Origin of the sequence: Mesorhizobium sp. M1227 (genome assembly GCF_040318315.1) — a bacterium.
Taxonomy (GTDB): domain Bacteria; phylum Pseudomonadota; class Alphaproteobacteria; order Rhizobiales; family Rhizobiaceae; genus Mesorhizobium.
In genome coordinates this window covers 20,078-41,066 of sequence record NZ_JAMYLZ010000002.1, presented here as the reverse complement: position 1 = coordinate 41,066, position 20,989 = coordinate 20,078, and the positions used below count along the sequence as shown (strand labels likewise).

21 protein-coding genes are annotated in these 20,989 nt (G+C 62.2%); 9 read left to right on the top strand and 12 right to left on the bottom strand.

All coding sequences use genetic code 11. The features are described 5' to 3' along the window. Positions 1-33: 33 nt before the first annotated feature. Positions 34-714: a protein NO VEIN domain-containing protein gene (locus NKH28_RS03465; protein WP_352977811.1), complete on the top strand. Its 681-nt coding sequence runs from the start codon at positions 34-36 to the stop codon at positions 712-714. Here the strand turns inward: NKH28_RS03465 and NKH28_RS03460 are convergent. Both NKH28_RS03460 and NKH28_RS03455 read right to left on the bottom strand, forming a co-directional pair. Continuing rightward, entirely contained in the window at positions 679-1,131 is a 453-nt protein-coding gene (locus NKH28_RS03460) for a very short patch repair endonuclease (protein WP_352978098.1), read from the bottom strand. The two genes, NKH28_RS03465 and NKH28_RS03460, sit on opposite strands and share 36 nt — an antisense overlap. A gap of 16 nt (positions 1,132-1,147) precedes the next feature. Continuing rightward, positions 1,148-3,055 carry a DNA cytosine methyltransferase gene (locus tag NKH28_RS03455; RefSeq protein ID WP_352977809.1) on the bottom strand — a complete coding sequence of 636 codons (1,908 nt, stop codon included), beginning with the start codon at positions 3,053-3,055 and terminating at the stop codon, positions 1,148-1,150. On the opposite strand from NKH28_RS03455, the gene NKH28_RS03450 reads away from it, so the two are divergent. From NKH28_RS03450 to NKH28_RS03440, 3 genes are all read left to right on the top strand, one after another. Next, positions 3,027-3,335 (top strand): dihydrofolate reductase family protein, encoded by a 309-nt coding sequence (locus NKH28_RS03450; RefSeq protein WP_352977807.1) that lies wholly within the window; start codon positions 3,027-3,029, stop codon positions 3,333-3,335. The two genes, NKH28_RS03455 and NKH28_RS03450, sit on opposite strands and share 29 nt — an antisense overlap. A 106-nt stretch (positions 3,336-3,441) precedes the next feature. Further along, the gene (locus NKH28_RS03445) at positions 3,442-5,172 is read left to right on the top strand and encodes an adenylate/guanylate cyclase domain-containing protein (protein ID WP_352977805.1); all 1,731 of its coding nucleotides are present in this window, start codon (positions 3,442-3,444) and stop codon (positions 5,170-5,172) included. A 221-nt stretch (positions 5,173-5,393) separates the two neighbouring features. Beyond that, positions 5,394-5,930, top strand: coding sequence for a dihydrofolate reductase family protein (locus NKH28_RS03440; protein WP_352977803.1), 537 nt, complete (start codon positions 5,394-5,396; stop codon positions 5,928-5,930). A gap of 168 nt (positions 5,931-6,098) precedes the next feature. Here the strand turns inward: NKH28_RS03440 and NKH28_RS03435 are convergent, their stop codons facing one another. The 5 genes from NKH28_RS03435 to NKH28_RS03415 all read right to left on the bottom strand — a co-directional run bounded on the left by NKH28_RS03435 (position 6,099) and on the right by NKH28_RS03415 (position 12,433). Then, entirely contained in the window at positions 6,099-6,962 is an 864-nt protein-coding gene (locus NKH28_RS03435; protein WP_352770851.1) for a patatin-like phospholipase family protein, read from the bottom strand. Then, a complete protein-coding gene (locus NKH28_RS03430) occupies positions 6,959-8,317 on the bottom strand; it encodes a M16 family metallopeptidase (RefSeq protein ID WP_352978096.1) in 1,359 nt (452 codons plus the stop codon). The genes NKH28_RS03435 and NKH28_RS03430 overlap by 4 nt, the downstream gene beginning before the upstream one ends. Positions 8,318-8,507: 190 nt before the next feature. Further along, on the bottom strand, positions 8,508-9,872 hold the full coding sequence (locus NKH28_RS03425) for a M16 family metallopeptidase (RefSeq protein WP_352977801.1): 1,365 nt from the start codon (positions 9,870-9,872) through the stop codon (positions 8,508-8,510). Positions 9,873-9,969: 97 nt separating this feature from the next. Next, positions 9,970-10,524, bottom strand: coding sequence for a 16S rRNA (guanine(966)-N(2))-methyltransferase RsmD (rsmD, locus tag NKH28_RS03420; RefSeq protein WP_352479911.1), 555 nt, complete (start codon positions 10,522-10,524; stop codon positions 9,970-9,972). Continuing rightward, a complete protein-coding gene (locus NKH28_RS03415) occupies positions 10,505-12,433 on the bottom strand; it encodes a pseudouridine synthase (protein WP_352817443.1) in 1,929 nt (642 codons plus the stop codon). The genes rsmD and NKH28_RS03415 overlap by 20 nt, the downstream gene beginning before the upstream one ends. Positions 12,434-12,509: 76 nt before the next feature. Here NKH28_RS03415 and NKH28_RS03410 point away from each other — a divergent pair, with 76 nt between their 5' ends. Next, positions 12,510-12,962 (top strand): nucleoside deaminase, encoded by a 453-nt coding sequence (locus NKH28_RS03410; RefSeq protein WP_352474534.1) that lies wholly within the window; start codon positions 12,510-12,512, stop codon positions 12,960-12,962. 83 nt (positions 12,963-13,045) lie between these two features. Here NKH28_RS03410 and NKH28_RS03405 read toward each other — a convergent pair whose 3' ends face one another. Further along, positions 13,046-13,726 (bottom strand): hypothetical protein, encoded by a 681-nt coding sequence (locus tag NKH28_RS03405; RefSeq protein WP_352977799.1) that lies wholly within the window; start codon positions 13,724-13,726, stop codon positions 13,046-13,048. Between the two features lie 195 nt (positions 13,727-13,921). Then, complete coding sequence (ileS, locus tag NKH28_RS03400; protein WP_352977797.1) at positions 13,922-16,912, bottom strand: isoleucine--tRNA ligase; 2,991 nt, start codon at positions 16,910-16,912, stop codon at positions 13,922-13,924. A gap of 42 nt (positions 16,913-16,954) precedes the next feature. Here ileS and NKH28_RS03395 point away from each other — a divergent pair, with 42 nt between their 5' ends. From NKH28_RS03395 to NKH28_RS03385, 3 genes are all read left to right on the top strand, one after another. Continuing rightward, on the top strand, positions 16,955-17,140 hold the full coding sequence (locus NKH28_RS03395; protein ID WP_352474531.1) for a hypothetical protein: 186 nt from the start codon (positions 16,955-16,957) through the stop codon (positions 17,138-17,140). A gap of 85 nt (positions 17,141-17,225) precedes the next feature. Then, positions 17,226-17,600 (top strand): Xre family toxin-antitoxin system antitoxin, encoded by a 375-nt coding sequence (locus NKH28_RS03390; protein WP_352977795.1) that lies wholly within the window; start codon positions 17,226-17,228, stop codon positions 17,598-17,600. Positions 17,601-17,602: 2 nt separating this feature from the next. After that, positions 17,603-18,037 (top strand): RES family NAD+ phosphorylase, encoded by a 435-nt coding sequence (locus NKH28_RS03385; protein WP_352977792.1) that lies wholly within the window; start codon positions 17,603-17,605, stop codon positions 18,035-18,037. Positions 18,038-18,053: 16 nt separating this feature from the next. Here the strand turns inward: NKH28_RS03385 and NKH28_RS03380 are convergent, their stop codons facing one another. The 3 genes from NKH28_RS03380 to NKH28_RS03370 all read right to left on the bottom strand — a co-directional run bounded on the left by NKH28_RS03380 (position 18,054) and on the right by NKH28_RS03370 (position 20,207). Beyond that, positions 18,054-18,857, bottom strand: a complete 804-nt coding sequence (locus tag NKH28_RS03380; RefSeq protein ID WP_352977790.1) for a MipA/OmpV family protein — start codon at positions 18,855-18,857, stop codon at positions 18,054-18,056. Between the two features lie 196 nt (positions 18,858-19,053). Beyond that, positions 19,054-19,959, bottom strand: coding sequence for an alpha/beta hydrolase (locus NKH28_RS03375; protein WP_352977788.1), 906 nt, complete (start codon positions 19,957-19,959; stop codon positions 19,054-19,056). Continuing rightward, positions 19,956-20,207 carry a hypothetical protein gene (locus NKH28_RS03370; protein WP_352503367.1) on the bottom strand — a complete coding sequence of 84 codons (252 nt, stop codon included), beginning with the start codon at positions 20,205-20,207 and terminating at the stop codon, positions 19,956-19,958. Before NKH28_RS03370 ends, NKH28_RS03375 begins: the two co-directional genes overlap by 4 nt. Before the next feature lie 69 nt (positions 20,208-20,276). Here NKH28_RS03370 and NKH28_RS03365 point away from each other — a divergent pair, with 69 nt between their 5' ends. Then, a complete protein-coding gene (locus NKH28_RS03365; protein ID WP_352978094.1) occupies positions 20,277-20,756 on the top strand; it encodes a DUF2165 family protein in 480 nt (159 codons plus the stop codon). Positions 20,757-20,989 lie beyond the last annotated feature (233 nt).

Genomic DNA, 20,989 nt, shown 5'->3' with positions numbered 1-20,989 from the left:
AATTGGAGTGCAGCGTTGTCGGATTGGGTGGCTATGGTCATCACCAGCCGCCTAGCTGAAGGTGGAGCCCATGCACTCCAGTTGCAGGATGATCGTCTTATCATCGATCCGATGCTGGTGCCCGGACCAGTCGACGGATTGCGACTTTGGCTCATCGAGTTCGGCGTCGCATCCCGCCCTGGATCCGGTAGTAGGAAGTGGATCATCGACGACCGGTTCCACGCCGCATTCCTAGACGCGGCAAGGTCGTGGAACCGTAGGCCGAGAAGGCAGATAAGCCAAGCCAACCTGGACAATGTGCTTGAACAACAAGCGATCAGTGGAGGCCTCGCAGAGGATTGGATTCTTGAAAGGGAACGGCAACGGCTCAAGCCGCATCCACTTCTGGACCAAGTCATGCGCACATCGATTGAGGACGCGGGGGCAGGCTATGATATCGCCTCGTTTTCGGATCGGACGGTCTTGGACCACGATCTATTTATCGAGGTGAAATCGTACACTGGCCGGCGCCGCTTCTTCTGGACGAGGAACGAGATCGAGACAGCGAGACGTTTGGGTGAGGCTTACCTGCTGTGCATCGTGAACAGAGATCGCATGCTCGACCCGCTGTATGAGCCCGAAGTAATAAGAGGGCCGTATACTGCGCTTATCCAAACGGAGAACAATGGCTGGTCGATCTCACCGACCACTTTCGAGTGTATCGCGCTGGAATGACTGGCACCGCTGAGGACCGAGTTCGCCTTGTAGTCGTTGAACAAGTGCTTTCCGATCATGCGTTTCGCATTCCCAGATAGTCACGCAACGCCAGCCGGCCGCTTCCGCTGCGGTTTGCAGTCTGGCGTCCCTTTCTTTGTTCGCGCGAAATTTGTTTGCCCAGAACTCGATGCGTGTCTTTGGGGTGTTTGACAACGGGCAACCGTGGGCATGCCAAAAACACCCGTGTATCATGATCACGACGCGTCGCTTCGGAAAGGCCACGTCCGGTCGTCCGGGCACGCCCTTAAGTTGGATTCTGAAGCGGTAGCCTAGCGAGTGCAATAGCGAGCGCACGATCTTTTCGGGTCGCGTATCAGAGCGCTTTATTTGCGCCATATGTGCGCTGCGCTGTGCGGGAGTAAGCCTGTCTGCCAAACCTTCGATGATCAACCTAGAACGAGTGCTTCCCGGCGGGCGCGACGCCCTTTGGCAGCAACATATATCTGTTCGAGATGGACCCGACAATAAGGCCCGTCGCGATCAGCACCGCATTGCGGTCGAGCTTGGCGAGGCCGGGGAGCAAATTGGTGGCGTCACCATATTCGGCAGTGATCACCTCGACAATGATCGTCCGCGCGTCAGCTTGATATGGTTGCATCGCCGAGCGCACTTCATCACCGATGCAGTCAAGTTCATCAAGGATCATGAAGGGACGTGTCTGGCCGGGTCCCCGGTGGCTCCACAGCTTCTGCATGTTGGCGAAGTCGGCGTTCGCCAACATGGATTCGAGCTTCTCCAACGAAGCCCTGATGCGCACCTGTGCTTCAGCGGGAAGGCGCTTCAAGACACGCTGCGCCAGGCCAGGCTCAAGATCAAGACCCTTAATAGCCTTAGACGTTCCGAACCAGAAGGATACGCACCAAGCCGGAATGTGCCCCGCTGCTTGGTTCCTAAGTTCGAAGCGGACCCCGCTCTTCAGTCGGAGGCTCGGGATGGCAAAGCGGAAGGTGCGGTTTTCCGGGAAGCGGGCGCCCGCAGTATCGGAAGCCGTGCGGTCGGGCTTGGGCGTCGGTGAGACCAGACCCATGGAGGCGTCGGTCAGAGGCACCGCTTTCGTAGCCGGTGTGCCGAGGAAGGACTGGGCCGCAAAATAGGCAAAGAGAGGGGGAATCGCGTTGCCGACCATACGCAGCTTCTGGCCGTTGTTCGCCCCGTAGAACTGGAACGTTATTGGAAACCCTTGGAGCGTGGCCCTCTCCCGAATGGTCAGCCGTCGGTAGGCACCATTGTCAGCGAGAGTTGAAACGATGATACTTTCGCGGGAGACCCGCGTGCAGGTAGCTGTAATTGTCCGGACGGTACGATCAAGTGGGTCCGGAAACGGCATCGCATTGTAAATCGGATGGAGCGTTTTGGTGGCTCGGTTGATCCTGACCTCCTCGTCGTTGAGTGGTGATTCCGGATCGTGGTCAAATAGTTCCTCCTTTGGGATCGACACGCCAAAAAGAGGATCGATCACGGGATCGCGATTCAATGAATCGACAACCTCTCCCAGCGTTGGTGCCTTGCGGCCCGCATAGGAGGAAAGCCGCTTGAAATCAAAGTTGCCGGCTATGCAGCGGCGGCGCCTCTGCGGCAGCCCGAAGTCCGCCATGTTTACAATGTGAGCTTCAAGGCCAAGCTCTTTAAAGCGATGCAGGCGGCCACCCTTCTTGAGTTCTTCGAGGAGGATTGGCGCAACGCGCGGGACGTTCTCCATCGCCCAGACCCGCGGTTTCAGATGGTCGACGATCGTAAGGAATCGGACAATATCGACCAGACCATCCTCCAAATCACCGCCTCCGCCTCGGTTGGAATAGGAGAATTGGGTGCAGGGGGGGCTGCCAACAACAATATCGATGTCAGACGGTAATTCGTCGAGTGAGAGTCGCCTGATGTCGACAGTTTGTGCCTGATGGAAGTTGTTTTTGAAGTTTGTCTCGTTTGCCGGTCCCCAGCGCTCGTAGGATGCGACCACCTCAATGCCAGCGAGTCTCAATCCGAGCGACCAGCCTCCTACACCGGAATAGAGATCTATGGCTCTAAGCATAAGAGAGAAACCGGTCAGAATCAAAGACGCATGCGACATAGACCCATGGCAGATTTCTGTTGCTGGATCTAGCCCCATCTGGCCAATCAGCGTGTATTTCTTGCGTGGCCGGTGCGCTGGCCCGTAGCTCTGATGGCGTGCCGAATCCGCGAGCTTTAAAGCAAGAAAGCGCCGCGTTAGTGTTCGTATGGCAACTCGTGAAGAGCTAGCGCAGCCCGCCCCCTGACCATCAGGACCCGCCATGCCAAAACTCATCGTCACCGAGTTCATCAGCGTCGATGGCATCGCCGAGGTCGAGAAGCTGCCAAGCGTGACCAGGAATGATGAGATGCGAGAATTCAAGGAAGACGAGCTTGCCGACAGCGGCGCCATGCTTTTGGGGCGCACGACCTATGAGATCTTTGCCGGCTCGTGGCCCAAGGAGACCGGAGATTTTGCCGACCGGTTCAACGCCCTGCCAAAATATATCGCCTCGACGAGCTTGACGCGGCGCGGATCCCTCCCGCGATTGATGCGATCGAGTTCGCAGCCACCAGGCGGAGGGTTCTGATCCGCCCTTTCTTGCTGCTGCGTAGAAGACATCTTGATTCAGCCACAAGCCCAAATTGCTGGATTTGGCAACCCAGGAAGTATAGGCTTGGTTTTTGGTTCAAGCGATGGAACAGAGACTAGCCGCAATTCTGGCTGCCGATATGGCGGGCTACAGTCGGCTAATGGAGGCCGACGAATCCGGCACGCTCGCACGCCTTCGGACCCATCGCATAGAACTGGTCGATCCCGCCATCGCGAAGAACAAGGGCCGGATCATCAAGACCACCGGAGACGGCATGCTCGTTGAGTTCCAGAGCGTGACCGATGCCGTGAAATGCGCCGTGGAAATCCAACAGCGCATGAAACGGCGCAATTCGGATGTGCCGCAAGAACGGCGTATCGAATTCAGGATCGGCATAAATCTCGGCGACATCATTTTCGACGATGAGGATATTTTCGGCGACGGCGTCAATATTGCCTCGCGCATCGAGCAACTAGCCGACGTCGGCGGTATCTGCGTGACCGCAGCGGTGGCGACCCAAATTGCCGACCGTCTCGAAATTGCCATGGAGGACCTGGGCGAGAAGACGTTAAAGAACATCAGCCGCCCGGTTCGCCTCTATCGCGTTGGGTTTGATAGTCCTGCCCTGCCAGAAGTCGAGGCGAAGCGATCCATCTCGAAACCTTCGATAGTGGTGCTGCCATTCACCAACATGAGCGGCGACCCCGAGCAGGAATTTTTCGCGGACGGACTGACCGAGGACATCATCACCGAACTGTCCCGCCGCCATGAGCTGTTCGTCATCTCGCGCAATTCCAGCTTCGTCTACAAGAACCGCGCCGTGAATGTGCGCGAGGTGGCCGAGAAACTCACCGTCCAATACCTGGTGGAGGGAAGCGTCCGCAAGATCGGCGACAGGGTGCGCGTGACGGTTCAGCTCATCGACACGGCGAATGACGCTCATATTTGGGCAGACAAATATGACCGGAAGCTGGACGACATATTCGCGATTCAGGATGAGGTGACCGCGGCGATCGCAGCCACGCTGCCCGGTCGTGTCGAGGCGGCTCAGCGGGACCAGCTCGCGCGGGCGAAACCTGCAAACATGGCCGCGTATGAATGTGTGCTTGCTGCCAAGGTGCTGCACCACCGAAGCACGATTGCGGATAATGAACGCGCGCAAACCTTGATAGAAAGGGCCGTCACGCTCGACCCCGATTATGCCCATGCCCATGCCTGGCGGGCCTGCATTCTTGGCCAGGCCTGGGTCCATAACTGGTGCGAAGACAGGGATGCCATCTGGAACAACATTATGACGGCGCTGGACAGGGCGCTGGCGCTGGACAACAACGATGCCGATGTCCACCGCATCCTCGCGGCAGTGAACGTGAACAACAATGAGCTGACCACTGCGCGCTACCATCAAGAGCGGGCGCTGGCCCTCAATCCCAATTACGACCTCGTGGTGGTGCAGCAAGGCGAGTTATTGACGTGGCTCGGGAGGCCGGAAGAGGGAATTGAATGGATCCGCAAGGCAATGCAGTTGAACCCGCACCACCCGGAGAGGTTCTGGAGCCATCTGGGAAAGGCGCATTTCGCCGCGCGCCAGTATGGCGAGGCGATCGAAGCTTTCATGCATCTGTCAACCATGGACTCGGCTCAGCACGCTTTCGCCGCTGCCTGCTACGGCTGGCTCGGCGACGAAATCGCGGCCGCGGCGCATCTAGGCAAGATCAGAACGCTCGATCCCCAATTCGACCTCGATTCATTTATTGCCACCCTGCACTTTGCCCAGGAGTCTGATGTGCAGCACGTCCGCGAAGGACTGCTGAAAGCCGGTATTGCCCACCTGTAGGCAGCCGGCAGCTACGACCCAGATCCAATCGCGGACAGGTAAAAAAGACCGGCCCCCGATGCGGACCTTGTGGCATGACCGAACGACGGGCCGGTCGGAGAAGCTTTTCCCACGCTATCGGTCTTTGGAAGCGAACAGGGAAAACCCTCCCCCTGAAAAAGCGCTGCGCTAGTTGACGGCGCATGTCGCGTAAGGCCCGCCCTGCCAGAAAGGAACCCGCCATGAGAAAACTCATCATCACCGAATTCATCAGCGTCGATGGCATTGCCGAGGTCGAGAAGCTGCCGAGCGTGGCCTGGAACGATGAGATGCAGAAGTTCAAGGACGACGAGCTTGCCGATAGCGGCGCCATGCTGTTGGGGCGCACGACCTATGAGATCTTTGCCGGCTCGTGGCCCAAGGAGACCGGAGACTTCGCCGACCGCTTCAACGCGCTGCCGAAATATATCGCCTCGACCAGCTTGCAGGCGCTCGACTGGCAGCCGGCGGAGCTGCTGCAGGGCGCGTTGCCGGAAGCGGTCAGAGGGCTGAAGCAAGGCAGCGGCGGCAACATCTATGTGCATGGCAGCCTCAGCGTCGCGCAGGAATTGCTGCGCCATGGCCTTGTCGACCGCATCAGGCTACTCAGCTACCCCGGTGCCGTCGGCCAGGGCAAGCTGCTGTTCCCGCCCGGCGCGCAATTGCCGCTCGAGCTGATCTCGGCCACGCAATTCAGCAACGGCGTGGTGGCGCTGGAGTATGCGGCTGGGATGGCGTGATGAGCCAATCTCCCCCCTCGAGGGGGAGATGCCCGGCAGGGCAGAGGGGGGCGGTTCGACCGGGCTCGGCTCCTCTCTTGCGGCAGTGGGGTGGTTGGCGCATTACGCGAGACGACCCCCTCTGTCGCCTTCGGCGCTCCCCCTCAAGGGGGGAGATTGGCAGCGCCCCTACACCGTCCGCTGCCTGCCCTCGACCGCAGCGTCTTCCCGCGCCTTCAGCGCCTTCTCGATCTCGCGCTTCAGCTCGTCCTTGATCGCCACCGTCTCTGCCATCAGCGCCTCGACCTTCATGAAATCGAGCACCCGGTATTTCGAAACGGCCGGCCGGATCAGAATGTCGGGCCGGCTCTGGTTCAGCTTGCTGGCGATGATCGACTGCATCATCAGCTGCGTGGCGCCGAACATCAGGTCGACGGAGGTCGGGAATTTGCGGCCGGCCTCGGTCGGCGCGCCGACCACGTCGACGGCGATGATGATGTCGGCGTCGAGCTCGATCAGGTCGAACGGCACGGGATTGTAGATGCCGCCGTCGATCAGCAGCCTGCCGTCGCGCATCACCGGGCGGAACACCGCCGGGATCGCCGCCGAGGCGGCCAGCGCCGAATGCAGCTCGCCTTCGTCGAACACGGCGAGCTTGTGGCCATAAAAGTCCGTTGCCGTCACCTTCAGCGGTATCTTCAATTCGGCGAAGGTCTCGGGAATGGCGTCGGGCAGGAACGCCTTGAGGATGCGCTCGACATTGAACTGGCTGACCCGTAGGCCGGCCTGCATCGCCTCGGCAAAAGTGCCGGGCCGCGCCCGCCACATGCGCGTCGCCACTTCGGCGCGGCGGCCGAGGATCGAGCGCGTATAGTCGTGGATGTCCTTGCCGGTCATGCCCGAGGCCATGCCGGCGCCCATGATGGCGCCGATCGACGAGCCGGCTATTGCTGCCGGCCTTATGCCCAGCTCGTCCAGAGCCTCGATGACATGGATATGCGCCAGCCCACGCGCGCCGCCGCCGCCAAAGGCGATGCCGAAGCTAGGGCTCATCCCTTGTTGGCCGCGCCGAGCTTCGGCCCGACCACCATGACGGCCGGCTCGGCGGAGAGCAGCTTTTTCGCCGCCGCTTTCACCTGGTCCAGCGTCACCGCGTTTATCAGGGCGGCGCGGCGCTGCATGTAGTCGATGCCGAGCTTGCCGAGCTGGATCTCGACCAGCGTTGAGGCGATCGCGCCGGAGGAATTCAGATTGTTTATGGCATAGGCGCCGATCATGTATTTCTTGGTCGCCGCCAGCTCGGCTTCGGTCGGCCCCTCCTCGGCCATGCGCTTGACCACGTCGCGCACCACGGCCAGCGTCTCGGCCGCCCTGTCGGCGCGGGTCGAGGTGGTGATGGACAGCGCCTCGGAATGCTGGTGGTCGACGAGGTCGGAGCTGACGCTGTAGGCCAGACCGCGCTTCTCGCGCACCTCGTCGAACAGCCGCGAGGTGAAGGTGCCGCCGCCGAGGATCTCGTTCATCAGCACCGCGGCGAAAAAATCCGGCGCATTCCGCTTCACGCCGGGATAGGCGAGTTGCAGCGAGGCCTGCGGCTGGTCGTAAACGACCTCGAGCTGCTGGCCGAGCTTCAGCTCGATGTCGGGAACGGGCGTCAGCGCCTGCTTTTCCGGCAGGCTGCCGAACACCAGGTCGAGCTTCTGCTTCAGCGTCTCGGCGTCGATGGCGCCGACCACCGCGACATGCAGGCCGTCGCGGGCGAAATTCGCCTTGTGGAAGGCGGCGAGATCGGCCGGCGTGATCGTCGCGATGCTTTGCCTGGTGCCCTGGTCGGGCCGCGCATAGGGATGCCTGCCGTAGATCGCTTCCAGCCATTTACGTTGGGCGAGCGTGTCGGGATCACGCTCGTTGGCGATGATGCCGGACAGGATTTGCGCGCGGATGCGGTCGATCGGCACTTGGTCGAAGCGCGGCTGGTTGACCGCCACGCGCAGCAGGTCGAAGGCGCCGTCGCGCTGGTCGGCCAGCATGCGCATCGAGCCGTAGATGCCGTCGCGCTGCGCCTCGAAGCTCATCTCTGCACCGACGTCGTCGAGCTTGATCTGGAAGGCCTCGCTGTCGAGGTTGCCGGCACCTTCGTCGAACAGGCCGCTCATCAGATTGGCAAGCCCTTCCTTGCCGGGCGGGTCCTGCGTCGCGCCGCCATCGAAGACGAAGCGGATGGCGACGATCGGCACCGAATAATCCTCCACCAGCCAAGCGGTGATGCCCTTCGACGAGGTCACCTCCTGGATGTTCATGGCGGCGCGAGCGGAAAGCGCCGGCAGGAGGAGAAAGACGAGGGAGAGAATGAGGGTGGCCAGAAGAGGGCCGGCGCGCCAATTGCCAAGGTCGGCGCCGCCCCTCATCGCCCTGCCGGGCACTTCTCCCCGTATAGTGACGGGGAGAAGGGGCTGGCCGCTGTCCCGGCGCTCGCTCTGCAAACGCTGAAGATTGGCGAAACCGTCGATGACGGCGCCCCTCTCCCCGTCCCTATACGGGGAGAGGATGCCGGCAGGCAGGTGAGGGGCGGCGCCGAGGCTCAAACTCATCATCAAATCAATTCCCAGCCTGGGTTTGCGGCAGAAGATAGCCGGTCGTTGCGTGGTCGAGATTGAGATAGCGGGCAGCGACTTCCTTGACCTGGTCGGCGGTGACCTTGCGGATGCGGTCCGGCCATTGCTGGACGTCCTGGACGTTGCCGCCGGTGGCGAGCGTCGAGCCGTAGATGTTGGCCATGTCCTCCTGCTTGTCGCGGGCAAAGATCATCGAGCGTACGAAACGGTCCTTGGATTTTTCCAGCTCGTCGCTGGTGACGCCGTCTTTCGCGATGCGGGCGATCTCGGCGTCGACCGCGGCCTCGATGTCGGCAAGCTTGGCATCGCCGCGCGGCGCGCCGTAGACGGTGAAATTGGTGTCGTCGAGCATGGTGCCCTGGAAGAAGGCGCCGGCCTCGGCGGCGATGCCTTGCCTGACGACAAGCTCCTGGTAGAGCCGGCTGCGGTTGCCGCCGCCGAGGATTTCGGACAGCACGTCGAGCGCTTCGGCTTCGCCGGGCTTTGCCGTGTGATAGGACGGGACCACCCATTGCGTGGTAAAGCTCGGCACGCTGACGCGCCCGTCGGTCAGCATCACCGTGCGCCTGGTGTTCTGCTCCGGCTCGACCGGGCGGATGCGCGGCGGCAGATCCGGGCCGCGCGCGATCTTGCCATAGGTCTTTTCGGCCAGCGCCTTGACCGTTTCCGGTTCGACATCGCCGGCCACCACCAGCACGGCGTTATTGGGTGTATAATATTTGTTGTAGAAAGCCATCGCGTCGGTGCGGTTCAGCTTCTCCATCTCCTGCATCCAGCCGATGACCGGAATGCGGTACGGCTGGTTCTGCCACAGCGTGGCGTCGATTTCCTCGTCGAGCACTGCCTGCGGATTGCTATCGATGCGCGAGCGGCGCTCCTCGAGGATGACGTCCCGCTCGGTCTTGATGACATCGTCGTTGAGGATGAGATTGCGCATGCGGTCGGCCTCGAAGCCCATCATCTCACCGAGCGCCTGCGGCACCACCGTCTCGTGAAAGGCGGTGTAGTCGTAGGAAGTGAAGGCGTTGTCCGAGCCGCCGATGGCGGCGACGGCACGGTCGAGTTCGCCCGCCGCATGGTTGCTGGTCGCCTTGAACATCAGATGCTCGAAGAAATGGGCGATGCCGGACTTGCCCGGCGGCTCGTCGGCGCTGCCGATCTTGTACCAGACCATATGGGTGACGATGGGGGCGCGGTGATCGGGGACGACGACGACCTCCATGCCGTTGTCGAGCAGGAAATCGGTCACGACGCCATCGTCAGGATTGTTATCCGCCAGAGCCGGCGCGGCCATCACCAGAGCCAGTCCCAAGAGCGTTCCGCGCAGCCATTCAGCCTGAAATGTCATAGATGGCTCCGGTTTGTGGTGGGACGATAGGCGGGGTTGCTGGTCGAGGCAAAGCGAATTGTTCGTCATTTTGAAGGCGCCACCGTGGAAGCCGAACTCAGGCGGCCTCGATGAACCGGATGACCGTCTCGCCATAGTTGCGCTCGTCGACAACCGAAAAGCCCGGCCCTGCCTCGAACGGCGCCGCCGCCGCTTCCTCGACGACGCAGAGCGCGCCAGGGGCGAGCCAGCCGCCTGCCTTGGCCGAGCGCAAGGCGCGTTCGCCAAGGCCTTTGCCATAGGGCGGATCGGCAAAGACCAGGCCGAATGCGGCGATGGTGCCTGCCTCGCCCAAGGCCGTCGCGTCGCGGCGGAATATCTTGGTGCGGCCGGTGAGGCCGAAAGCCTCGACATTGGTGCGGATCAGGCCGCGCCCTTCGGCGGATTCCTCGATGAAGACAGCGTAGGAGGCGCCGCGCGACAGCGCTTCGAGGCCGAGCGCGCCGGTGCCGGCGAACAGGTCGAGCACGCGCGCGCCGTCCAGTCTTTCGGGAAAGCGATGCGCCAGCACGTTGAAGACCGCCTCACGCGTGCGGTCGGTGGTCGGGCGGATGGCAAAGGTGCGGGGCGTCGCCAGCGGACGCCCGCGAAACTCACCGCCGACGATCCGCATTGCTTCCCTTCGGGCCGCCACGCGGCCGGTCGCCACCGCCATCCGGGCGCTCGCCGCGCGGTTTGCCGAACGGCTTTGCACCGCCGCCTTGCGGCTTGCCGCCGGGCTTGCCGTAAGACGGCTTGAACGATGCCTTGCGCGCCTTGTTTTCCGCCGCCTTGGCGGCGTCTGCCTCCGCCCTGCCCTTGCCGATCGGCCGTGCGCCCGGCGCCATCCAGACATTGGCCTTGCGCTGGCCCGGCGGCTCGATCGGCCGCTGCTCGCGTTCGGATTTTTTCCCACCGAAGCCGCCACGAGGCTTGTCGCCGCGGGGTTTGTCCCCGAAGTCGCTGCGTTCAGGTCTGGGGCCACGCTCGCCAAAGCTCTTTTTTGGCCCAAAGCTCCTGTCAGGGCTTGTCGACAGCTTGCCGAGCGCTTCGTCGCGGCTGCCTTCGCGGCGCTTGCGGTTCTTGATCAGGCCGCCCTCGCCGATCGGCCGGCGTTCGCCGTCGCGGGTGAATTTCGGCCGCTCGGGCTCCTCTTCGCGCTCACGCCTGACCGGCTTGTTGGAAAACGGCTTGGCGATATCGGCATCGAAATTGGCGCCGGACTCTTCGACCAGGCGCTCGCCGAGCTGGTCGCGCAGCACGCGGCCCTTGATCTCCAGCACATGGCCTTCCGGCAAATCGTCGAGCTGGAACGGCCCGTAGGAAATGCGGATCAGCCGCGTCACGTCGAGACCGAGCGCGCCCAGGATGTTCCTGACCTCGCGGTTCTTGCCTTCGCGCAGGCCGAGTGTCAGCCAGGCGTTCGAACCCTGCTCGCGGTCGAGGGTCGCCTCGATGGCGCCGTAAAAGACACCGTCGACGGCAATGCCTTCGCGCAGGCCGGCAAGCGCGCTTTCCTCGACCTTGCCGTGAACGCGCACGCGGTAGCGTCGCAACCAGCCGGTCGCCGGCAGTTCGAGCACGCGCGACAGGCCGCCATCATTGGTGAGCAGCAGCAGGCCTTCGGTGTTGATGTCGAGCCGGCCGATGGTCATCAGCCGCGGCAGCCCGGGCGGCAGCACATCGAAGACGGTCTTGCGGCCTTCGGGATCGCGGTTGGTGGTGACCACGCCGGCCGGCTTGTGGAACAGGAACAGCCTGGTGCGCTCGATCGGCGGGATCTCCATGCCGTCGAGATGGATGATGTCGCCGGGCATGACATTGAAGGCCGGCGAGGACAACACCTTGCCATTGACCTTGACGCGGCCGGCCGCAATCAGTTCCTCGGCGTCGCGGCGCGAGGCCAGACCGGCACGCGCCAGCCGCTTGGCAATGCGTTCGCCGGCTTCTTCCGTTGCCTCGACGCGACGCGGGCGCGGCTTGAAGCCGCCTTCCGATGCCACCTGTGCCCTTTGTGCCCCTTGCGGTCGATCGCCGCCAAAATCACGCTTGGGACGATCGCCAAAATCACGCTTGGGACGGTCGAAGCGCCTCTCGCCGCGCTCGCTTTCGGCAGCTGCCGGCCGGTCGCCGCGCGGAGTGTAAGGCTTGCGCGGACCTTCGCGCTTTTCATAAGGCGTGCCCTCCGGACGCGGCCCTTTGCTGAACGGCCTGTCGCCGCCTTTGAAGTCGCGCTTCGGCCGCTCGCCTTCGGCAGCTGCCGGCCGGTCGCCGCGCGGCGCATAAGGCTTGCGTGGACCCTCGCGCTGTTCATAAGGCTTGCCTTCCGGACGCGGCCCTTTGCTGAATGGCCGATCGCCGCCTTTGAAGTCGCGCTTCGGCCGTTCGCCTTCGGCGGCCGCCGTCCGGTCGCCGCGCGGAGTGTAGGGTTTTTTGGCGCCGAAGGGCGGCTTGCCGCCCTTGCCGGGAGCGCTATCGCGACCACGCGACCCTGCCGGCTTCGGGCCGGCCTTGCGCGGGAATTTCTTGTTTTTGTCGTCCATGTGGCCTTTGCTCGTTTGCGCGGGTAGTAACAGGATCGCGCTCTAGTGGCGAGGAGATAATCGGAATGGAAACCGCGTGAAGCGGCAGGATTTCATGGCGCTGGCGCTTAAAGAAGCCGAAGCCGCCGCCCAGCGTGGCGAGGTGCCGGTTGGCGCGGTCGTCGTCGGCGGCGATACGGTCGTTGCGAGTGCCGGCAACCGCACCCGCGAGTTTGCCGATCCCACCGCCCATGCCGAGATGCTGGCGATCCGCGAGGCCTGCCGCAAGCTTTCCAGCGAGCGGCTCAGCGGCCACGATCTCTATGTGACGCTGGAGCCGTGCGCCATGTGTGCCGGCGCCATCTCCTTCGCCAGGCTGCGCCGGCTTTATTTCGGCGCTGCGGACGAGAAGGGCGGCGCAGTGGTCAACGGCGTTCGCTTCTTCACGTCACCGACCTGCCACCATGTGCCCGACATCTATCCGGGCATGGCCGAGAACGCAGCAGCAGCATTGCTGAAGGACTTTTTTCGCGAGCGACGCGGAGCCTGATTTTCTGGTCCGGCAGACGGTCCATCCAAGTCAGCCAATCCAGCCAGCCAATCCAGGGCAAGAACGTCTCTGGCGCCGTCAGCCTACCAGGGCAGCCAGTCGAACATGCCGCCGCTCTTACTCTTGGCAGCCGCCTCCCTCTTGAGGCGGCGTTCCTTCTTGTACTCGTCCTCGCCGAGGTCACCCTGCGGCGCGGTGGCGGCGGCAGCGCGGTATTGCACCGGTGGCTCGCTCAGATATCTGCGGGTGGTCGGGTCGCCCTGTTTGCCTTCAGCCCGGCGGCGCATGATTTCCGCGGCGCGGCTCTTGTCCGAATCGGCGGGAGTCCAGGCTGGCGGGTGGCTCGAGCCCGACAGCTTCAGCGCGGCCTTGACCGACGCCGGATCCGTCTGCACGTCATCGATGACCTGCGCCTGGTAGGCCGGGTCGTCCTGATGCAGGGTGGCATCGGCGCGCAGGCGGGCACGGCGCTGCTCCGGCGATTCGGGCCATTCGGCACTCGCCGTCTCGATGCTTTCCTGCGGCGGCGGCAAGACTTCCTTCTGCCCCGGCCCTGGCTTCACCAGTGTGGGGCGCGGCTTGTAGTCGATATTATCCTTGCGCTTGGGTGCGAAGGAAAAAGCCCCGGTGAGGTCGCCGGCAAGCTGCGCGCCCGCGGTCTTGTCTGTCCCGTAAGTGGGCGAGCCCATGCAGCCGGACAAAGCGAGGCCCGATACGACAAGCGGCGCCAGCAGCGCAACGCGCGCGTAAGTTCTCTCGGTCATGCCAAAAAGTCCCACTGTAGACAGCCTCTCGATTGCCGCCGGCCAAAGAAAGGTCCGGTCCCCATCGCCTATGCTCTTCCGACGGAATTCCGGCGACAATTTGTCGTCCGGAGTTTCGCGTGTTTACCTCAACCACTCGTTAAGGGCAACGCGCGGGGGCCGATCGGCCGCCCGCCGTGGCATTTGTGCACCGCCTTAAAGACGGCTCAAAGCCTTCAGCTCATGCAGAACAGCGGCGTCACGGGCCGAAACATCCGGGAATTCCGGATCTGAGCCGACATCGGCGGTGTAGCGCCAGGAGCGCGCGCACTTCACCAGGCCACGGTCCTCCGCCTTCTCGACGACCACGGCGACGCCCTTGACGTCGTCGAGGGTAAAGCTGCCCGCCGACGCCTTGCCGTGCACGATTACCAGATCGCTGGTGATCGCCATCTCGGCCATATCGACATCGGCGATCGCCGCTTCGAGCACGGCATCGTCGAGGGTAACGACCGGCACCGCTTCCAGCGAAGAGCCGATGACCTTCTGCGCGCGGGCAATTTCCAGCGCCCCGGTGACGACACGGCGAACCTGCCGAACCTTGCGCCACTTCTCCGCCAGCGCTTCGTTCCTCCAGTCCGCCGGGATTTCCGGGAACTGGTCGAGATGCACGGAGACCGCATCCGGATGACGGTCGAGCCAAGCCTCTTCCATGGTGAAGGGCAGCATCGGCGCCAGCCATTTCACCAGGCAGTCGAAGAGATGGCGCACCACCTGCACGGAAGCCTTGCGCTTCACGCTGGAAGGCGCTTCGCAGTAAAGCGCGTCCTTGCGGATGTCGAAATAGAAGGCCGACAGCTCTACCACCATGAAGTCGAGCAGCGCGCGGGTGATGCGCTTGAATTCGAACGCGTCGTAGCCCGAGCGTACGACCTCATCGAGTTCAGCGAGCCGGTGCAGCATCAGCCGCTCCAGTTCAGGCATCTTATCCAGCGGCACCTCCTCGCCATCGTCGTGGGCGAGCGTGCCCAGCATCCAGCGGATGGTGTTGCGCAGCTTGCGGTAGGCGTCGATATTGGTCTGCAGCACGTTCTTGCCGAGCCGCTGGTCTTCCCAATAATCGGTCGTCACCACCCACAGCCGCAAGATGTCGGCGCCGGACTGCCTGATGACGTCCTGCGGCACGACGGTGTTGCCGAGCGACTTCGACATTTTCCGCCCCTCCTCATCCATGGTGAAGCCATGGGTGACGACGGTGTCGTAGGGCGCCCTGCCCCTGGTGCCGCAGCTTTCGAGCAGCGAGGAGTGGAACCAGCCGCGATGCTGATCGGAGCCTTCCAGATAGACGTCGGCCGGCCATTTCAGGTCGGGCCGGTCCTCAAGCGTGAAGGCATGCGTCGAGCCTGAATCGAACCAGACATCGAGGATGTCCATGACCTGCTGCCATTTCGAAGCATCGTGATTGCCGAGGAACCGCTCCTTGGCGCCGGCGGCGAACCAGGCATCGGCGCCTTCTTTTTCGAAGGCGTCCATGATGCGCCGGTTGACTGCCTCGTCGCGCAGCACATTGCCGTCGGCATCGGCAAAGACGGCGATCGGCACGCCCCAGGCGCGCTGGCGCGACAGCACCCAGTCGGGGCGCTCCTCGATCATGGCGCGGATGCGGTTCTGGCCGGCGGCGGGCACGAAGCGGGTATCGTCGATGGCTTTCAGGGCGCGGCTGCGCAGCGTCGTGCCGTCGCCGAGCTCCTTGTCCATATAGACGAACCATTGCGGCGTGTTGCGGAAGATGATCGGCTTCTTCGAGCGCCAGGAATGCGGATAGGAGTGCTTCAGGCGGCCGCGCGCGAACAGCGCGTTGCGCTTGATCAGCTCGTCGATGACAGCCTGGTTGGCGTTGCCCTTCTTGCCATTGTCGTCGATGACGCGCGCCGCTCCACCCTCGCGGTCCGGGCCGAAGCCCGGCGCGTCCTTGGTGAAGAAGCCGGCATCGTCGACGGTGAAGGGGATCGCGGTGTCGATGCCACGCTGGCGAAGATCAGAGGCAGCATCCATCCAGGCGTCGAAGTCTTCGCGGCCATGTCCCGGCGCGGTGTGGACGAAACCGGTGCCGGCATCGTCGGTGACGTGATCGCCGGCGAGCATCGGCACGGGGAAATCGTAGCCGCCACCCAGAGCTTTGAGGGGATGGGCAAGCGTAAGGTTTTCAATCTCTTCGGCGCCAACGCTGCGAAGCCGATTCAGAGTGACCTTGGCCTTCGCGGCAGCGTCGTCCGCAAGCTTCTCGGCAAAGATCAGCTTTTCGCCGGGCTGAGGACCAAAGGCGTTCTCGGCCGCCGTAACCTCGTAGAGACCATAGTTGATGCGCGGCGAGTAGTTGACGGCGCGGTTGCCGGGGATCGTCCACGGCGTCGTCGTCCAGATGACGACGTTGGCATCAAGCAGATCTAGCGACGTCTGCGTCAGCTTGGGGTCCAGGGCTGGCTGCCCATCCTCGATGTTGATGACCTGGCGAGCGAGGCTGACGACCGGAAACTTCGCCCAGATCGTGTCCGACTCATAGTCCTGGTATTCGACCTCCGCCTCGGCCAGCGCGGTGCGCTCGACCACGCTCCACATCACCGGCTTGGAGCCGCGATAGAGCTGGCCGGACATGGCGAATTTCAGCAGCTCGCCGGCGATCCGCGCCTCGGCATGGAAAGCCATCGTCGTATAGGGATTGTCGAAGTCGCCGACGACGCCGAGCCGCTGGAATTCGGAACCCTGCACCTTGATCCAGTGCGCCGCAAACTCACGGCATTCCTGCCGGAACTCGTTGACCGGCACCTCGTCCTTGTTCTTGCCCTTGGCGCGGTACTGCTCCTCGATCTTCCATTCGATCGGCAGGCCGTGGCAATCCCAGCCTGGTACATAGTTCGAGTCATAGCCGCGCATCTGGAACGAGCGGGTGATGACGTCCTTGAGGATCTTGTTCAGCGCGTGGCCGATATGGATGTTGCCATTGGCGTAGGGCGGGCCGTCGTGCAGCACGTATTTTTCGCGGCCGACTGCGTCTTCGCGCAACTTGCGGTAAAGGTCCATGTCCTGCCAGCGCTTGACCAGCAGCGGTTCCTTTTCCGGCAACCCGGCGCGCATCGGGAAATCCGTCTGCGGCAGGTAGAGCGTTTTGGAATAATCGATCGTCTCGGCGGTCTCGGTATCAGTCATTCGTCTGCCATATGCGTTGCCGGCGGCAAAAGAGCCCGGGCGTTGAACTATCATGATCTGGAAAAAGCGCGAGAGGCCGCGCGCAAGATTCCCGGCGGCTCCGGCGGCGGTCAGGCCGCCCGGAGCACCGGGCCTGTAATTCGTATCGCAGGCGCGAGAAGGCGCGAAAAGCTCGTCATGGCTGGGCTTTTAACCGAGACAGGCGATATTGAAAAGCCCGAACTCTGATGCTTCCTTGCGTTAGGTGCCAATTGCGCATACACTTGTAGGCAAATGGCAAGCAGAATGGCCTGCAGCGCCAAGGAAACAATTCATGTCGGTCGCAGCAAGGGCAATTCGCGCAACACACGACTTTTCCGTCCCTACGGACAAGATCGATCATCTGCGCAGTCTGGGTTTCAGTAGCGAAGAACTCTATCGTATCGTTGCCCCCCGCCGCACGCTGGCGCGTCGCAAGGAACATGCCGAGCCGCTTTCGCCAGCTGAATCCGACCGCGCCCTGCGCCTTGAACGCATCGCCGAGCAGGCGGATCGGGTATTCGGTAGCCATGAGAAAGCCCAGCGTTGGCTGAGAAGCGAGATCATAACATTGGATGGTGCAAGGCCGATCGATCTCCTTGAGACAGAGACCGGCGCCCACGTCGTTTCCGAAGAGCTTATCCGTATCGACTTTGGCATGCTTGCCTGACGATGCGCATCTGGCGCATCTCCAATTTCGCGGATCTCTCGGGTCGTGGCGGAACGCTCGTTGATGGAAGATGGAACAGGCGCGGAATGCCCATCGTCTATTGCACCGACCACCCTTCGACGGCACTGCTGGAGATACTGGTGCATGCGACGCGCGAAACCGTTCCGGAAACCTACCAGCTTATCGAAATCGACGTTCCGGACGGAATAGAAATGATCGAACCGGTTATCCATGACGGCTGGGACAAGGACATGGAATCAACACGGCGACAGGGCACGGACTTTCTCTCCGCCAATCGTTACGCGCTCATGAAAATTCCTTCGATCATAATGCACAAGGCAAACAACTATCTGCTCAACCCGACCCATGACGATGCGTCACGCATTACGATTGCGGGCCTATACCATTATCCGTTCGACAGCCGTTTGATCAAATGAGCCGACGCCCGCCCGCTCACATCGAGAAATCGAAGCGATAGGTCGTCGACACGCCGATCATGAACTGATCCCTGGAGCCGCGCTCCTTGACCAGGCTGGAATCGGCGGCCGGGCCCATCAGGCGGGAATATTCGCCGAACAGACTGGCCGTCATCGGCTCGGTCACCTTCCAGGTCACTGCGCCGCCCAGGCCCGCCGACTTCACCCAGCCGCCGGGATGATATTCGCTAAGTCCCGAGGCCAGGGACTCCTTGGCATCAACGCCGTAATAGGTGTCGAAATAGTCCGATGAGGCGAACGAAACGCGCGGTCCGGCCGAAATCCTGACGTCGGGCGTCACATCGTAAAAGGCGTCGGCGGCGATGTCGGCGACAAAACCGTTATGGGCGCGAATGCCGTGCCGCATTTCGGCGCGGGCACGCAGCCAATCCAAAGGATAGAATTCGAAGAAGCCGCCGGCCTCGCCGCCCCAGCGCACCGGGTCGAGACCCTTCAATTCGTCGGCGTCACCACCGTCGCGGGAAAACAGGAACTTGCCTGTCAGGCCGGCGCGGACGCCGCCATCGTCGATCAATGCCAATGAAATATTGTCGTTGCGCGAGGTGAAGCGCGCCGCGGGGCCAGCCTTGCCGAGCGAGATGATCGGCGAGGCACTGAGCAGGTACTTCTTGCCGCCCTCGAAATTCGGGGCAACCATGCCGGTGGCGCCGACCGTCAGGTACCAGTCTCCGGACAGCCAGCCGAAGGTGCCCTCGCCGGCCTTGGCAACGCCGCAGGTGCCGAGCATGAATGCGGCCAAGATCGTCGGGACAGACCGCATCGTTACTCCATACGTCGAACGCATTGGCCGATACAACCAGCCTTGACTGAAGCCATGGCGCCAGTTCGGTAAAATTTGACTTAATATCCGCAACATTGGCCGCGTTGGGGCCTGTTCCGCGTTGCAGTCGATTGTTTGGCGCACCAAGATTCCAGATCAAGTGTTTGGAATACGATAGCAGTTGCCTCGGCAGGGGTTACAAACATTCGCGGACAAACATGCCTGCGCTGTGAAGAGCACGGCGACCGGCGCTCAACCCCGCATTCCAAACCGGCCAAGCGTGAATCATATGCGGCCAAATTTCGAGACCTACTTTAACGTCAGCCGCGCCAGCGGCTTCGGCGAGCCGAGTTGCGTCCGACAGCAGCGTCTCGGCCGAACCGGCTTGTATCAGCATTGGGGGAAATCCGCTCAGATCGGCGAACAAGGGCGAGATCAGCGGATCGCGCCGACCAACGCCATTGGGAACATAGGCCGTTGCCAGTTCCTCCAAATACGCCCGGTGGATGATAGGGTCGATTGCGTCCTTGGTTGATAGTGTCGCGCCGGACATCGAAAGGTCCGTCCAGGGCGAAACCAGCCAAAGACATTGCGGCAACGGCTCGCCTGACGTGCGCAATATACTGACCAGGCACAGAGTGAGGTTGCCGCCCGCACTGTCTCCGCCAACCACGATGCGGTCCGACGCGATGCCTTGCCGGCTCAGAAAGCGCCATGCGGTGAGTGCGTCTTCATGTTGCGCAGGGAAAGGATGTTCCGGTGCGCGGCGATAGTCGATCGCGAGGGTGCGTATTCCCATTACCCGACCTGCCTCGGTAACCATTCGACGATGACTTTTAAGGGAGCCGGAGCAGTAGCCACCACCGTGGAAAAAGAGCAGAACCTTATCCCTGTCACTCCCAGGCGCCAGGGACCACTCTCCCTCAAGGCCATCGAAAACCACGCGCTCGCATCGGATGTCCTCCGCGACCGGCCAGACCGAACCGACTTCGTCGAGCCGCGCCCGGCGTTCGTCCCAGCGGACCGTTCGTGGTTTTGACGTCAACAGCCTGCGGACGGCGTTGATCTCTGTCAGATCGAGGTGTTCGTCCACATCGCTCATTTTGCTTCCCCAGTCTTGCCAAGCGCCGAGAAAGGCGAACAGCCAAACGTCATCGACAAGATACCGATTGCCTGCTTGCAAATATAGCGACGAACCAGCGCCACGATCATCTTGCGATCAGTCCGATCAACATCAGCGAGAAATCGTCCGACGTCCGTGCCATATTGGCGGTGCGCTGCCGTGTGAGCCAATTTTCGATTGCTCGACGGTGCAAGGTTCAAAAGAGGGGGAATTCCGATGTCGGACAATTCGTATGCCGGAACCACTGCCGAGCGGCTTGTCAATCCGCGCAGCTAGGACGATTGGGGCTGATCGTGATGGCGCTGTTCCCCACCCTGTGGGGTTTTCTCGGTCTGTTGAACGATGCAACCGACTTCAAAGACACTCTGGTGAATGCCGTGAAGCCGATGATCGAAATGACCAACACCTACGGCAACCCATGGCAGCAATGGCGTGCCATCACCATGTCATGGGCTGCCCCTGTGGCACTCGTCGGCATCATGGCCGTCGAGACCCTGGCGGGGATATTTGGACTGATCGGGCTTGTGCTTATGCTGCGCAAGGTGGTTGGCAGCAGCGCCGATTTCGCTCATGGCAAGGCATGGATGATGTTGGGCTGCCTGTGCGCAATCCTGGTGTGGGGCATCGGCTTCACGGTGATCGCCGACGACTATTTCCTGTCATGGGAAGCCAAGACCATGCCGCTTTCGAACCAGCTCGGCGGAACAATCTACTTCTTGCCCAACGCGCTCGGGCTAATCCTCGCGACCCTGCATCGCGAGGGCGGCGATTACTGAGACCTCGACGCAAGGTTGTGACATGCGGATGCGACCGGCGTTGCGCGGCGTTTGGAGGTCTGGCTCGGTATCAAAGCTCGACGTTGCGGCCGCTTTGCGGACAGGAGCTATTCTCCAACTAAACCTCGGCGTGGCCACGGTTTGGCCTGAGGGCGCAAGCCCACGTTTCACGGAAATAAACTCGCAGCGGCTGCTCTTGCCAAAAGCAGGCGTACCGCCCGAGCCTGGGTGTG